Origin of the sequence: Actinomadura physcomitrii, from assembly GCF_008923205.2 — a bacterium.
Taxonomy (GTDB): Bacteria; Actinomycetota; Actinomycetes; order Streptosporangiales; family Streptosporangiaceae; genus Spirillospora; species Spirillospora physcomitrii.
Genome location: NZ_WBMS02000056.1, coordinates 1 through 13,210, shown reverse-complemented (window position 1 = coordinate 13,210; position 13,210 = coordinate 1). Strand labels below are relative to the sequence as shown.

The following is a 13,210-nucleotide window of genomic DNA, read 5'->3' as shown; positions in this document are numbered from 1 at the left end:
GGCTCGGAAGTCTCGTGCGTTATCCTGCGCATCGTAGCGTGCGAATGCAAGGCCCAATGCACGTGCATCCGGGTTGTGAGGGTGTGGGGCGGCCGGGTTGCACGCGGGTGATCGGAGGTAACCGCAGGACACGGAGGCCAGTGGCACACTAGGTTCGCTGTCCGCCGAATAGCCGGGAGGTTGGGCGTGACTCCAGAGACGCCGGGAAGCGGGTCGACGGTTCGTCGGATCCTGCTCGGGTCCCAGCTGCGCCGTCTGCGCGAGCAGAAGGGCGTGACCCGTCAGGACGCCGGCTACGTCATCCGCGCGTCGGAGTCGAAGATCAGCCGCCTGGAGCTCGGGCGCGTCAGCTTCAAAGAACGCGACGTGGACGACCTGCTCACGCTGTACGGCGTCGGCGACAAGGCCGAGCGCGAGGCGCTGATACAGCTGGCGCGGGAGGCCAACACCCCCGGTTGGTGGCACCGGTACAACGACGTTCTGCCCGGCTGGTTCCAGACCTATGTGGGCCTGGAGGAGTCGGCGGCGTTGATCCGCACATATGAGCTGCAGTTCGTCCCGGGACTTCTGCAGTCGGAGGGGTATGCGCGTGCGGTCATACGCCTGGGCAACGCCGGAGCCGACGAACACGAGATCGACCAGCGCGTGGAACTGCGCCTGCAACGGCAGGAACGGCTCACCGGCCCGGACGCACCGCGTCTGTGGGCGGTCATCGACGAGGGGGCGCTGCGGCGCCCCATCGGGGGGCCGGAGGTGATGCGGGGCCAGTTCGAGCACCTCATCGAGATGTCGAAGCTGCCCAACGTCACCATCCAGATCATGCCGTTCAGGTTCGGCGGCCACGCCGCCGAGGGAGGGGCGTTCACGATCCTGCGCTTTCCCGAGCAGGACCTGCCGGACGTGGTTTACGTCGAGAACCTCACCGGCGCCATGTACCTGGACAAGCGCGACGACGTCGACACCTATCTGCAGGCGATGGAACGCCTGTGCGTCGACAGTGCGACCCCGGAACGCACCGTCGAGCTTCTTGGTGATTTTCTCAGAGAGACATGATGCTTCAGACCGACTACGACAACGGGATGCCCGCGACCAAGCTCCAGGGGGCGCGGTGGCTGAAGTCCCGGCGAAGCAACTCCCAGGGGAACTGTGTAGAGATCGCCGAGCTGCCCGGTGGGCAGGTCGCGATGCGCAACTCCCGCCACCCCGAGGGCCCGGCCCTCATCTACACCCGTCCGGAGATCGAGGCCCTCATCCTCGGTGCCAAGGACGGCGACTTCGACCACCTCATCGCTTCCCGTAACTGACACTTCTGGAAAACCGCCAGCAACGCCGCTCGGGCCTCAGCGGACCGCGCGGCACGCCGAACCGCGACGGGTCGGCTACGGGGCACCCGACGTCGACCCGTCCGCCAACGCGCGACAGAACACGGCAGAGGCCACCCAGGCGCGAGGGTGGCCTTTTCTTTCTGCCCGGACGCCGGGTCAGCCGCAGTTTCCATAGGGGGCGGTAGCGCCGTTGCCGCCGAAGCGGACGCACACGCCGGGCGCCTTCACGTACACCGGTCCCGCGTACCACGCGTACGAGCCGCTGTCGCCGGTACGGCTGCCGCCCTGGGCCTGTAGCCACACCGACACGGCAGAGGCCTTGCCCACGTTCTTGGTCTTCATCGTGACGGCGCAGTTCTTCTGAGTGCTGCTGCTGTACAGCAGATATGCGACGCCTCCGGAACCGGCCACGGAGCGCTGCACGCTGTAGCCGCTGCCGCACGCCTGCTGCGGCGTGTACTTGTTGGGCGGCTCGTGGACGGGAGTGGAGCCGCCGCCACCGCCTCCGGTGCCCTTGGTGGGCGTCGTACCGCCAGGCTGCTGCTGCCCGCCGCCGTGCTTCTTGTTAGGGCCGGTAGGGTCTTGCCCCTTTCCCTGTCCTTGCGGCTTGCCCGTGCCCGGCTGCTTCGGCTTCGCCGGGCCGTTCGCCGATCCGGCGGTACCGCCGGCGCCGGCCGAGCCGTCATCCGCGCCGGGGCTCCGGTCGGAGGCCGCCACGCCTTGGCCGTCATTCCCGCCGCCGCCCGATTTAGTGGCGGCCCATACGGCACCGCCGCCCACGACGACGGCGGCCACCGCGACCGCGGCCGCGATCGGCACGAGACGCCGACCGTGCTTCCCGCCGCCCGTCGGCTGCGCGTAGCGCGCCCCTTGAGGGGCTTGAGGGCCTTGAGGGGCGGGCAGGGGCGCGTAATGGGCACCGGCCGGCTGCGGGGTCATATCGCCGTACGGCAGCGGCTGCGGCGCCGTCGTGCTCCGCGGCCCGGTCGGGTCGGTGACGTGGTCGGGCGGGAGGAACGCCCCCGCCATCATCGACGGTGGAGCGTTCGGGTCCGTCGACCCCGGGTGGCCTGGCGCCGCGTTCTCCACCGGGAGTCCCGGGAACGCGGGCAAGGGCGGCACCGCGGCGGCCACCTGGGACGTGCCACTGGCCGCGCCCACGAGACGCTCCTGCGCCTCCCGCGCGGTGGGGCGCTGTGACGGCTCCTTGGCCAGGCACGCCAGCACCAGGTCGCGCATCGGCCCGGACAGGTCGCCGATGTCCGGCTCACCGGTGATGATCCGGTGCATGACGGTGCCCATCTCGTCATTGCCGAACGCGGGCCGCCCGGTGGCGGCGAACACCATGGTGGTGCCCCAGGCGAACATGTCGGAGGCCGGGCCCACCTGGCCGCCGGTGAAGTGCTCGGGCGCCATGTAGGCGGGTGTACCGACGTTCTGGGTCTCACCCGCTGCGCCCAGCGCGCGCGCCACCCCGAAGTCGATGACGCGGGGACCGTCCGGCCCCATCATCACGTTGTGGGGCTTGAAGTCGCGGTGCACGATCCCGGCCTGGTGGATCGCGGTGAGCGCGGTCAGCGTGCTGATGGCGAGGCGTTCGAGTGCGCCCCCTCTACGGGGACCCTCCTCGCGCACCACGCGGTGCAGGGACAGCCCGGGGACGTACTCGCTGACGATGTACGGCTGGTCGCCCGCGAGGTCGGCGTCCAGGACCTGCGCGGTGCAGAACCGGGCCACGCGCTTGGCGACCTCGAGTTCCCGCACGAACCGGGCCCGCGCGGACTCGTCCCCGGCCAGCCCGCCGTGCAGCAGCTTGATCGCGACATGGTCGGAGGAACGGGCCGAGGCGTCCGCACCGGCCGGCCGGCCCAGGAAGACCGCGCCCTGACCGCCCTCGCCGAGGCGGCCCAGGATCTCGTATCCACCCAGCTCGGTAGGGTCGCCCGACCGCAGCGGATGGGCGTCCGGCATCGTCCTGTCCGTCACACCACTCGCTCCCCGTCGCTTCCGTTCCGTCCCGCAAGACTACGGCCAACGATGGTATGCGCTTCGTAAAACGGGTGATCCAACCCCCTCGTCCGGCATGCCGAAGCCCTCGCGCGGATGCGCGAGGGCTTCGGCGCGGCGGCCGGATGTGGCCGCGCGTGCTGGGGTCAGGCCGGGTCCGGCGCCCGCCGCTCGGGCTGCGGCTGCTCGTCCCGGCCCGTGGAGCGGCCCGGTGGGCCCTCCGGGGCGTGGTGTCGTTCCAGGCGCGCGGCGACCGCGAGCGCGCGCAGCGATGTGGACTTCACGTGCTTGCGGCCGTGCTCGATGCGGGGCCGAAGGATGCTGCTGGGCATGGCTCGCCTCCAAGGGGGTCGTCGTGGACGTGACGTAGGTGCTACCCCACCGGCTCAGGTTCGCACGCTAGGTGCAACCGCAAGATCGATCCGGCTATTCCGAGTGATCGTTCCGTTTAGCGGCGAAAGTTCCGCTACTGCACGGGACGGTGGCGGGCCTTCTCGTGTCCTGCGGGGAGCTGGTTTGTGCCGCCGTCCCTGCGGCTGTGAGGATGGCCGCCGTGCAAGGAGCGATCCGATGACGAACTCCCACTCGCCGCCCGACGTATCGGCCATGCGGTTCTTCCGGAGCAGGCGCTTCTTCACGTTCATCTCCTGCTACGCGGCCTTCGTCATCGTGGTCTGCGTCGCGTGGCTCGCCTTCGCACCGGCGGACTCGCGCACGGGCTTCCTCGTCGGCTTCCTCCTCGGCGCGGTGATCGCGGCGGTTCTGATGACCGTCCGGCTACGGCGGGAGCACCGGCGCCACGTTTCCTGACAGCTCCCCTACAAGCGCGATGCCGACGGCGTAAGGATTCCTCTACAGTCGTTCGCCGAGCCACCCATGCCCCCGGGGGAGAAGGCGATGCGCGCGATCGGACTCGTTGCGGCCGGAGTCTTACTGGCGTCCTCCTGTCCGGCCTTGCCGGTGTCCGCCGCAGGGGCGGCCATCGCGCCCGCGGGCCCTATGGCGGAGCCTTCACCGAAGTCCTCGCCGCCTACGAAGCCGTCGACGAAACCGACGTCGAAGCCGTCAGCCAAGCCTTCCGCCAAGACGACCCCTGCGCCGTCCACCAGCGCGCCGCCGGTGCGGCAGGAGCCGGTCACATGCGACCTGCCGCGCGGCTACCGTGGCGCGATCAAGGAGCCCTGGGCTCAGAAGCGGCTCGCCTTCCAGCGCGTGTGGACGTTGACCCGTGGACAGGGGGTGACGGTGGCCGTCGTCGACAGCGGTGCGGACATCGGCCACACCATGCTGGACGGACGCGTCGCCGACTACACCGATCTCACCGGAACGGGCAAGAAGGACTGCGCCGGGCACGGCACCGGCGTAGCCGCGCTCATCGCTGGACGCGATCTGAGCCCCCAAGGGGTCCCGCTCACCGGCGTCGCTCCCGCGGCCCGGCTCGTCATCGTCAAGCAGCAGAACGCCGACCGCGACGAGCACGGTGGCGAACGCCTTCCCAGCGCCATACGCAGGGCGGCCGATGCAGGCGCCCAGGTCATCAACGTATCGATAGCGGCCGCACCGTCGTCGGCCCTGCAACAGGCCGTCCGCTACGCGCAGAGTCACGATGCGGTCGTCGTCGCCGCCGCGGGCAACGCCGCCAAGGACGACGGGAACGACGGTCCCGCCTACCCGGCGAGCTATCCGGGCGTCATCTCCGTCGCGTCATTGGGGGAGGACGGTCACCGCATCGACTCGTCCGGCCTGCGGTCCCGTGTCGACATCGGTGCCCCCGGCAAGGGCCTCACCATCGCGTGGCCGGGTGGTGGCTACGACCCGCAGGTGGAAGGGACGAGTTTCGCCGCCGCCTACGTGTCAGGTGTCGTGGCGCTGGTACGGGCGAGCCACCCCGCCCTGCATCAGGACCAGGTCGTCCGGCGCGTTCTGTCGACAGCCGACGGCAACGTGGGTGACGGCACAGGGCGCGGCATGGTGAACCCGACGCAGGCCGTCACCGCGATAGTGCCCGGTGAGAACACTCCGGGGGCGGCGACCGCGCAGCCCGCACCGCGTCCGGTGAAACTGGCCGCACCATCGCACCCGGACGCCCGCACCACCGACGTCGAAATGGGCGTTGCGGCGGGTGCCGTGGGGCTAGCGGCACTGGCGGCACTGTGCGGCATCGTCGTCCCCATGGGGAAGCGCCGCGGATGGCGTCCCGGACGGGTCGTCCTAGGCGACCGGGAAGAGGACGAGGAGCCGATCGTCACCGGTACCGAGGGCGGCACCATCGGCGCCCACCATTGAGCCGCCCTCTCAGGCGTCCCATATGGCGGTCTGCACGAGGCGAGCGCCGTTCCGCCTGTCGGTGAGGGTGCCGCGCCCCGCCGGCAGCGGCGTCGGACGCACCTCGCCGAAGAGCGCGCCCTCCTCCTTGCTGCCGGACATGATGAGCGCCGGTGCCGCCAGGTCCTTCAACTGCTGGATGACCGGGTCGTACAAGGCGCGGCCCATGCCGCCCATGGTGCGGGACAGAACGAGGTGGAGGCCGATGTCGCGCGCTTGGGGGAGGAGGTCCAGCAGTGGTAGCAGCGGGTTGTTCGCCGTGGCGACGAGGTCGTAGTCGTCGACGACGACGAACACGTCGGAGCCCTTCCACCACGACCGCTTACGCAGCTGCTCTGGTGTCAGGTCGGCGGGCGGCAGACGGTCGTTGAGGGCGTCGACCAGGTCGGCCACCAGCTCCGTGGCGGCGGATGCCGACGCGGCGTAGCCCACTCGGTGGTCGGTGTCGGCCGTGTCGAGGAGGGCGCGCCGGTAGTCGATGAAGATCAGCCTCGCCTCGTCCGGGCCGTGCCCGGCCGCGATGCCCTCGGTGATCAGCCGCAGCAGGTTCGACTTGCCGCACTCGGTGTCGCCGACGACGACGAAATGCGGGTCGGCGGCGAAGTCCAGCAGGACCGGCGCCAGGGCGTGCTCGTCGAGCCCGACGGGGACCCGCCATTTCGGCGTCTCAGCGTCCCCGAGAGCCTCCCGGAGGGCCGAGGACGGCAGCAGGTCCGGGAGGAGCCGCACGGGCGGCGCAGGGGGCCCCTGCCAGGCTCCGGCGACCGCTTCCACCATCTTCGCCACGCCGTCGCCGAGGTCGTCGGCGGTGCCGCTCCCGTCCAACCGCGGCAGGGCGGCCAGGAAGTGCAGGCGGTCGCGGGTGAGGCCGCGCCCGGGACGCCCCTCGGGGACGTTCTCGGCCAGCCGCCGGTCGATCTCCGACTCGTAGGAGTCGCCCAGGCGCAGCTCCAGCCGCGTTCCGAACACGTCCCGGATCCCCATCCGGAACTCCGACCACTTGCCGGCCGTCGCCACCACGTGCACGCCGAAGCCGAGCCCGCGTGCCGCCATGTCGGTGATGACCTCCTCCAGGTGCTCGTACTCCTGGCGCAGCGTCATCCACCCGTCCACCACGAGGAACACGTCTCCGAACCCGTCCCCGGGGATCCGGCCCGCCGCCCGCAGACGCCGGTACGTCGCGATGGTGTCGATGCCCTGTTCGGCGAACTCGCGCTCGCGCCGCTCGAGGAGCGTGGACACCTCGGCGACCGTCCTGCGGACGAGGTCGGCGTTCAGCCGGTTGCTCACACCGCCCACATGCGGCAGCCCCGAAAGGCCGCCGAGCGTGCCGCCACCGAAGTCCAGGCAGTAGAACTGCACCTCCTCCGGCGTGTGCAGGAGTGCGAGCGACGTGATGAGCGAACGCAGCATCGTCGACTTGCCCGTCTGCGGCGCGCCCACGATCCCCACATGCCCGGCCGCCGCCGACAGGTCCACCCAGAAGGGGACGCGTTGCTGGTCGAAAGGCCGGTCGACGATCCCCACCACGGCGGCGAGCCGGCCGCGGCCCTCCCACCCCGCCGCAGTGAGCCCATGCTCGCGCGTAGGCGTCAACGGAGGAAGCAGCTGGTCGACCGTAGGCGGGACGTCCAGCGGCGGCAGCCAGATGCGGTGCGCTGCGGGCCCCTGCCCGGCGAGCTGGTCGATGACGGCCTTGAAGAGGGTCTCGCCGGACTCCCGCCCGGCATCGGGCTGCTCGAGCGCGGGCTGATGCGGAGTCTGCGGCGGGACATAGGCCGTGCTGTAGGGAATGATCTGCCGCGGCGTCGCCGTACCGGCAGCGGCCGTCTGTGTCCGCTCCTCCTCTTCGACCGGGCCCGACACGTACGCCGCCTTGAACCGGACCATGTCGCTGACATCGACCTTCAGGTAACCGTTGCCGGGCTGGGACGGCAGCTCGTACGCGTCCGGCACGCCCAGGACCACCCGCGACTCCATGGCGGAGAACGTGCGGAGCCCGATCCGGTACGACAGGTGCGAGTCCAGCCCGCGAAGCTTGCCCTCCTCCAGCCGCTGCGAGGCGAGCAGCAGGTGCACCCCCAGCGAGCGCCCCAGCCGCCCGATCATCACGAACAGTTCCGCGAACTCCGGCTTGGCCGCCAGCAGCTCGGAGAACTCGTCCAGGACCACGAACAAGGTCGGCAACGGCGCCAGCTGAGCGCCCTGCTCGCGCGCGCGCTCGTAGTCCCGCAGCGAGGCGTAGTTGCCTGCGGCTCGCAGCAGCTCCTGCCGCCGGATCATCTCTCCCTGCAGCGCGTCGTACATGCGGTCGACGAGCGGCAGCTCCTCTTCCAGGTTCGTGATGACCGCGGACACGTGCTGCAGACGCTCCAGCCCCAGGAACGTCGCACCGCCCTTGAAGTCGACCAGGACGAAGTTGAGCGTCTCCGACGAATGAGTGACCGCCAAGGCGAGAACCAGCGTGCGCAACAGCTCGGACTTACCCGAACCGGTCGCACCGATCAGCAGCCCGTGCGGGCCCATGCCGCCCTGCGCGGACTCCTTGATGTCGAGCTCCACCGTACGGCCGTCCGAGTCGATGCCTATGGGCACACGCAGCCGGTTGCGCTGCGCGCGTGGCTGCCAGGTGGAGCGAAGGTCGATGGCGTAGGGCCCGGCCAGGCCGAGCAACGACGTCAACGTGAGATTGCCGGCCAGCGCGTTCTGCTCCGGCTCGTCCGCCGCGCCGGCCCGTAGCGGCGCCAGGCGAAGCGCGAGACCTTCCGCCTGCACGGGCGTGAACCAGTCGGCCTTACCGAGCGGACTGGACACGTCCTTGCCGGTGTGGTCGCGCTCCAGCATCCGCATGCCGTCATCGGTGACGTGCAGGCGCAGCATGGTCGCGTCCGACGTCGGTGCCACGGAACCGCTCAAGTCGACGACGCACACGCCCTTGATGCCGTCCGCGCCTATCTGCGAGTCGGCCGGGACAACGCCGTCGTCCACCACCACCACGTGGAACGGAAGATCCTGAGGGTCGACCCCTGGGGAGAAACGAGGACGGTCCTTCAGGTCGTCCCCGAGCAGAGCCTCCAGGTCCGCTAGCGAGTGCCCCGTGAGGCGCACCGGTCCCGCAGCGTCGTGCTCTGTGGGGTGCAGGCAATGCGGCAGCCACTTCGCCCATTGCCAGTGCCTCATGCGGTCCGGCGACGCGCAGACGGTGAGGCGCACATCGTCCGGCGTATGGAAGGTGACCAGCTGCGCCACCAGCGCCCGCGCCATGGCCCGCGCGGCGATCGGGTCGCCCGTCACCGCGATCCGCGCGAACGCCGGCAGGGAGACCGCCACGGGCAGGTCGGGGACCGTCGCATGGGCGCGCATGAACCGCCGTAGCGCGCCCGCGCACATCGGCTCCAGATCCTCGATCGGTTTGGTCTCCGGGGTGACGAGTTCCAGGGCGAGCCTCTGCCGGCCCCGCCCGATCCGCACCTGGCCGAAATCCTCGTCCGAAGGACGCCGCTCCCACAACCGGTGGCTCATCGCCACCGACCACAGTGCCCGCGGACTGGGCCCGCTCCACTCCAGGGCCTCCCGCTGCTGCGCGGCGGCCTTGCGCACGCGCGCGCGCATCTGGTCCAGGTACCGGTAGTAGTCGCGGCGCGCCCCGTTCAGCCGCTGCTTCCGCTCGCCCGCGCCCTGCCCCATGTGCCCGAAGCCCATGCCGACCATCGACAGGACGAACAGACCGGACGCCACCCACATGATCGGGTTGCCGCCTCCGGCGCCGCCCGCACCGCCCATGAACATCAGCCCCATGGCGGCACCACTGGCCGCCATGGGCAGGTACATCAGCGCGTTCGCGAAACCCTGGCTGATCGTCTCCGGGATCTCCGGGGGCGGCTCCAGCACGATCTCGCCCTCGGGCAGCCGCGGAGGCGGCCGCCTTTCCGGCCGCCGCACCAGCACGATTCCCACGGCCGCGTCCCTTCGCATCGCCATGACCCGGAGTCAATTTGCGGTCATCCTAGTGATCCCGGCCCCTGACCGCCGCCCGATGTAAAGCCATTCTCCGGGTGGCGGAGAACGGTCGCGGCTGATAGTGAATGTGCGGTCATCGCTACGATCGGAGGTCGCGTGAATACCTCGACGGGCGCCGACCTGTGCCGCGTGGTCGTCGTCGCCCCGCACCGCAGGCTGGACCTCTCGCTGCCCGGAGACATTCCCCTTTCCCACATGCTTCCGACGTTGCTGCAGGTCGCGGGGCACAATTTGGCCGACGCGGGGCTCGCGCACTCCGGCTGGGTGCTGCAGCGGCTGGACGAGGCGCCCCTCGACGAGTCCCGCTCGCTGTCCGCCCTCGGCGTCCGCGACGGGGAGATCCTCTACTTCCGGCCCGAGCTGTCGCAGTTCCCCGAGGTGGCGTTCGACGACGTGGCCGACGTCGTCGCCACCGGGGTGAACGAGTACGCCGACCGCTGGCGGCCCGAGACCACCCGGCGCTTCGGCCTCCTCGCCGGCGCGGCCGCCCTCGGCCTCGGCGCGGTGGGCGTGGCCTTGGCGGGCCCTCCCTGGGGACTGCTGGCGGCCGCATCCGCCGGCATCGCCGCCGTGCTCCTGCTGGCGGGCATCGTCCTGTCGCGCGCGCTGGGCGACTCCGGGGCCGGAGCCGTACTCGGCTACAGCGCGCTTCCCTACGCGTTCCTGGCCGGTCTCCTGGCGCCGGCCAGGCCCGTGCCTCTGTTGCACCTGGGGACGCCCCACCTCGCGGCGGCATTCGCGGCGGTCACCCTCGCCGCTGTCGTCTCCGCCTTCGCCATCCACGACGGCCTGCCGACGTTCCTGGGTATCGCGTTCGTCGCCCTGCTCGGACTGGTGTCCGCCGCGCTCGTCCAAGGGCTCGGGCTGTCCCCGTCCGGGATGGCCGCCCTGGACGCCTCCCTGTGCCTCGCCGTCACGGCCCTCATCCCGTCCCTGGCGTTCCGCCTCGCACGCCTGCCCTTGCCTCCCGTGCCGGAGAACGCCGAGGAACTCCGCAGCGCCCAGACCTTCGACGGGCCGACCCTCCTGCGCCGCACGCGCGAAGCCGACCGGTTCGCCACCGGACTGGTGTCGGCCGTAGGGCTGGCGGGGCTCGGCGCACAGCTGTTACTGCTGACCACGCACGGATGGCTGCCCGTGACGATGAGCCTCTGCCTCTCCGCAGTGCTCTTCCTGCGCGCGCGTGTGTTCCACGGCCGTTCGCAACGCCTCTGGATGCTGCTTTCGGGCCTTGCCGGGCTCGCCGTCCTCGCCTTGCACCGAGCCGTCACGGCCGCCCCCGCCGTGGCCCTGGCGACCGTCGTCCTCCCCGCCGCACTCGCCGTCATCGTCATGACGGCCATGGCCCTCACGCTCCCGGCTCGCAAGCCGTCGCCCTTCTGGGGGCGCGCGGGCGACATCGTCGACATCCTGCTCATCATCAGCCTGCTGCCGCTCGCGTTGGGGCTGCTAGACCTGTACTCCTGGCTGCGCGGGCTGGCCGGCTGATGCAGACCCGCAAGGACCTGTACCAGGCGCACCGCCTGATGACCCAGCGCGTTGCCCTGGCGCTCCTCCAGGGCCGGCCGAGCGCCGCGGAGTCCCCGCTGCGCCGCACCGGTGTCGGGACGCTCTGCGGCGTCATGGTGGCCGTCCTGGTCGCGGCCGGCTTCGGCATCACCGGCCTCATCTTCAAGGGCGGCGCCCGCAACCTCGAACGCCCCGGCGTCCTCGTCATCGAGAAGGAGACGGGCGCCACCTACGCCTACAGCCGGCAGGACCGCAAGCTCGTCCCGTTCCTCAACTACGCCTCCGCCCGCCTGGCCATGCCGACGTCCGACATCCAGCGCAAGACGGTCTCATCCAAGTCCCTGGCGAAGTACCCCCGTGACCCGCTCACCGGTATCCAGGGCGCCCCCGAATCGCTGCCCGCACCAGGGAAACCCGGCCACACGTCATGGTCCTTGTGCGCCCGCACCACAGCGCCCCCGGGAGGCTCCACGGTTTCTCTGGTGGGCGGACCCGACATCGGAGGCCGGCCCCTCACCGACGCACAGGGCGTGGTCGTCAGCGGCGCCTCCCAGGACTGGCTCATCTGGCGCAACAGCCGGATGCGGATCACCCCGAAGGCGGCTCGCGGCCTCAGCGCCGAGCAGCCCGTCCCCGTGGACGAACGCTGGCTGAACGGCCTTCCGCAGGGGCCCGACTACGCAGCCCCCTCCATCCCCCAGCGAGGGCATGAGTTCCCCGGCCCCGGCAACACCCCGGCGCCCGCCGGCCAGGTCTTCCATGTCGCCGCCATAGCGGGCACTCCGGAACGGTGGTACGTCCAAATGCCGGACGGTCTCGCCAGCATCTCCGCCACACAGGCGCGGCTCCTGCTCGACTCCCTGGCGGCGGGCCCGCCGCGCGACATCACCCCTGCACAGGCCGCGTCTAAGCCGTCCCAGAGCAACCTGTACGACCACGCCCTGCCGGACATGCCGCCGCGCATCGTCGCCTACGACCCGCAGCAGCCCCTGTGCACCGTCTACCGGAACGCTTCCCGGCTCTCCACGGACGCCCGCTTCACCATCGGCGGCAGCCTCCCTGCACCGTCTGGGCGGACGTCCTCCGGCCTCGACCAGGTCGTCCTCCCCGGCGGCGGGACGTTCGCGGGCACCCTCTCCGGCCCCGGCCAGCCGCTGCAGACCTTCTCCCTTCTCACCGACCAAGGCCTGCGCTACCCGATCCCCACGGCCGACGACATCGCGAAACTCGGCTACAGCACGAAGGACGCGACCCCAATTCCGGCGAATCTATTGCAACTACTCAAAGAGGGGCCAACTCTTACATCGTCGGCCGCAGTGCGGCCGGTTCCGGCCAAATGACGATGGAACCGATCAGCCCCTTGACCGATTGTGCTGATCAGCCGAAGACGGCCTCCCGCGCCTAGTTATCCACAGGCGGCTTACCTGATGGACAGCCGGATTCAGCGGTCTCTACGCTTCATCTTGCTCGTTGTCACGAGGCGTGTCGCCATACCGGCGGACGGAAATTCGTCGCCGGTGCAGGCGAATGCCGTCCGTGGCGCTCCCCAGTCGAGTCGAAGGAGAACGGCGATGAGCAACCGGTCATCGGTGAACCGGCAGCACATGCAACAGGCGGCCGGCAACGTCCAGGACGCCCACGGCCAGATCGGCCAGATCAAGAACCAGCTCAACACCCACCACGCCGAACTGCAGAGCGCCTGGAAGGGCGAGTCCTCCGCCGCGTTCACCCAGGTCTACAACCTGTTCGAGACCGAGTTCGCCAAGGTCCTCAAAGACCTGGACCTCATCCACGAAAAACTCGTGCACACCCAGGCCAAGTACCAGACCGCCGAACAGAACAAGACCGCCCGCGTCAACACCCTCAAAGGCCTGGTCAACGGCTGACGACCCCCACCACCCACCAGGAGAGCACCATGAGCACCGACTACACCTACGTCGACTTCGGCGGCATGCAGAACGCCCAGGCCAACTTCACCAGCGCGCTCAAGAGCTACCAGTCCGTCCTGGACACCCTCGACAGCC

At 70.4% G+C, this 13,210-nt stretch carries 10 protein-coding genes; 7 read left to right on the top strand and 3 right to left on the bottom strand.

Annotated features, from left to right (window positions below; translation table 11 throughout):
• Window positions 1–231: 231 nt before the first annotated feature.
• A complete protein-coding gene (locus tag F8568_RS41465) occupies window positions 232–1,053 on the top strand; it encodes a helix-turn-helix domain-containing protein (RefSeq protein ID WP_151599567.1) in 822 nt (273 codons plus the stop codon).
• The gene (locus tag F8568_RS41460) at window positions 1,050–1,304 is read left to right on the top strand and encodes a DUF397 domain-containing protein (RefSeq protein ID WP_375040175.1); all 255 of its coding nucleotides are present in this window, start codon (window positions 1,050–1,052) and stop codon (window positions 1,302–1,304) included. The genes F8568_RS41465 and F8568_RS41460 overlap by 4 nt, the downstream gene beginning before the upstream one ends.
• 177 nt (window positions 1,305–1,481) lie before the next feature.
• Here F8568_RS41460 and F8568_RS47310 read toward each other — a convergent pair whose 3' ends face one another.
• A complete protein-coding gene (locus tag F8568_RS47310; RefSeq protein WP_328601262.1) occupies window positions 1,482–3,311 on the bottom strand; it encodes a serine/threonine protein kinase in 1,830 nt (609 codons plus the stop codon).
• Window positions 3,312–3,478: 167 nt separating this feature from the next.
• Complete coding sequence (locus F8568_RS41450) at window positions 3,479–3,664, bottom strand: hypothetical protein (RefSeq protein ID WP_151599493.1); 186 nt, start codon at window positions 3,662–3,664, stop codon at window positions 3,479–3,481.
• Between the two features lie 238 nt (window positions 3,665–3,902).
• On the opposite strand from F8568_RS41450, the gene F8568_RS41445 reads away from it, so the two are divergent.
• Window positions 3,903–4,142, top strand: a complete 240-nt coding sequence (locus F8568_RS41445; protein WP_151599491.1) for a hypothetical protein — start codon at window positions 3,903–3,905, stop codon at window positions 4,140–4,142.
• An 87-nt stretch (window positions 4,143–4,229) separates the two neighbouring features.
• A complete protein-coding gene (locus F8568_RS41440) occupies window positions 4,230–5,618 on the top strand; it encodes a S8 family serine peptidase (protein ID WP_151599489.1) in 1,389 nt (462 codons plus the stop codon).
• A gap of 9 nt (window positions 5,619–5,627) precedes the next feature.
• Here F8568_RS41440 and eccCa read toward each other — a convergent pair whose 3' ends face one another.
• Complete coding sequence (gene eccCa / locus F8568_RS41435) at window positions 5,628–9,638, bottom strand: type VII secretion protein EccCa (protein WP_236009996.1); 4,011 nt, start codon at window positions 9,636–9,638, stop codon at window positions 5,628–5,630.
• 135 nt (window positions 9,639–9,773) lie between these two features.
• Here eccCa and eccD point away from each other — a divergent pair, with 135 nt between their 5' ends.
• The 3 genes from eccD to F8568_RS41420 all read left to right on the top strand — a co-directional run bounded on the left by eccD (window position 9,774) and on the right by F8568_RS41420 (window position 13,072).
• Window positions 9,774–11,165 carry a type VII secretion integral membrane protein EccD gene (eccD, locus tag F8568_RS41430; RefSeq protein ID WP_151599487.1) on the top strand — a complete coding sequence of 464 codons (1,392 nt, stop codon included), beginning with the start codon at window positions 9,774–9,776 and terminating at the stop codon, window positions 11,163–11,165.
• A complete protein-coding gene (gene eccB / locus F8568_RS41425) occupies window positions 11,165–12,526 on the top strand; it encodes a type VII secretion protein EccB (RefSeq protein WP_151599485.1) in 1,362 nt (453 codons plus the stop codon). The genes eccD and eccB overlap by 1 nt, the downstream gene beginning before the upstream one ends.
• A 231-nt stretch (window positions 12,527–12,757) precedes the next feature.
• Window positions 12,758–13,072: a WXG100 family type VII secretion target gene (locus F8568_RS41420; protein ID WP_160573948.1), complete on the top strand. Its 315-nt coding sequence runs from the start codon at window positions 12,758–12,760 to the stop codon at window positions 13,070–13,072.
• The last annotated feature ends 138 nt before the right edge of the window (window positions 13,073–13,210 follow it).

Bases quoted from the DNA above. Each gene is read 5' to 3' on its own strand.
- F8568_RS41460 (WP_375040175.1), top strand. From the start codon at position 1,050: ATGATGCTTCAGACCGACTACGACAACGGGATGCCCGCGACCAAGCTC.
- F8568_RS41450 (WP_151599493.1), bottom strand. From the start codon at position 3,664: ATGCCCAGCAGCATCCTTCGGCCCCGCATCGAGCACGGCCGCAAGCAC.
- F8568_RS41445 (WP_151599491.1), top strand. From the start codon at position 3,903: ATGACGAACTCCCACTCGCCGCCCGACGTATCGGCCATGCGGTTCTTC.
- F8568_RS41440 (WP_151599489.1), top strand. From the start codon at position 4,230: ATGCGCGCGATCGGACTCGTTGCGGCCGGAGTCTTACTGGCGTCCTCC.
- eccCa (WP_236009996.1), bottom strand. From the start codon at position 9,638: ATGGCGATGCGAAGGGACGCGGCCGTGGGAATCGTGCTGGTGCGGCGG.
- eccB (WP_151599485.1), top strand. From the start codon at position 11,165: ATGCAGACCCGCAAGGACCTGTACCAGGCGCACCGCCTGATGACCCAG.
- F8568_RS41420 (WP_160573948.1), top strand. From the start codon at position 12,758: ATGAGCAACCGGTCATCGGTGAACCGGCAGCACATGCAACAGGCGGCC.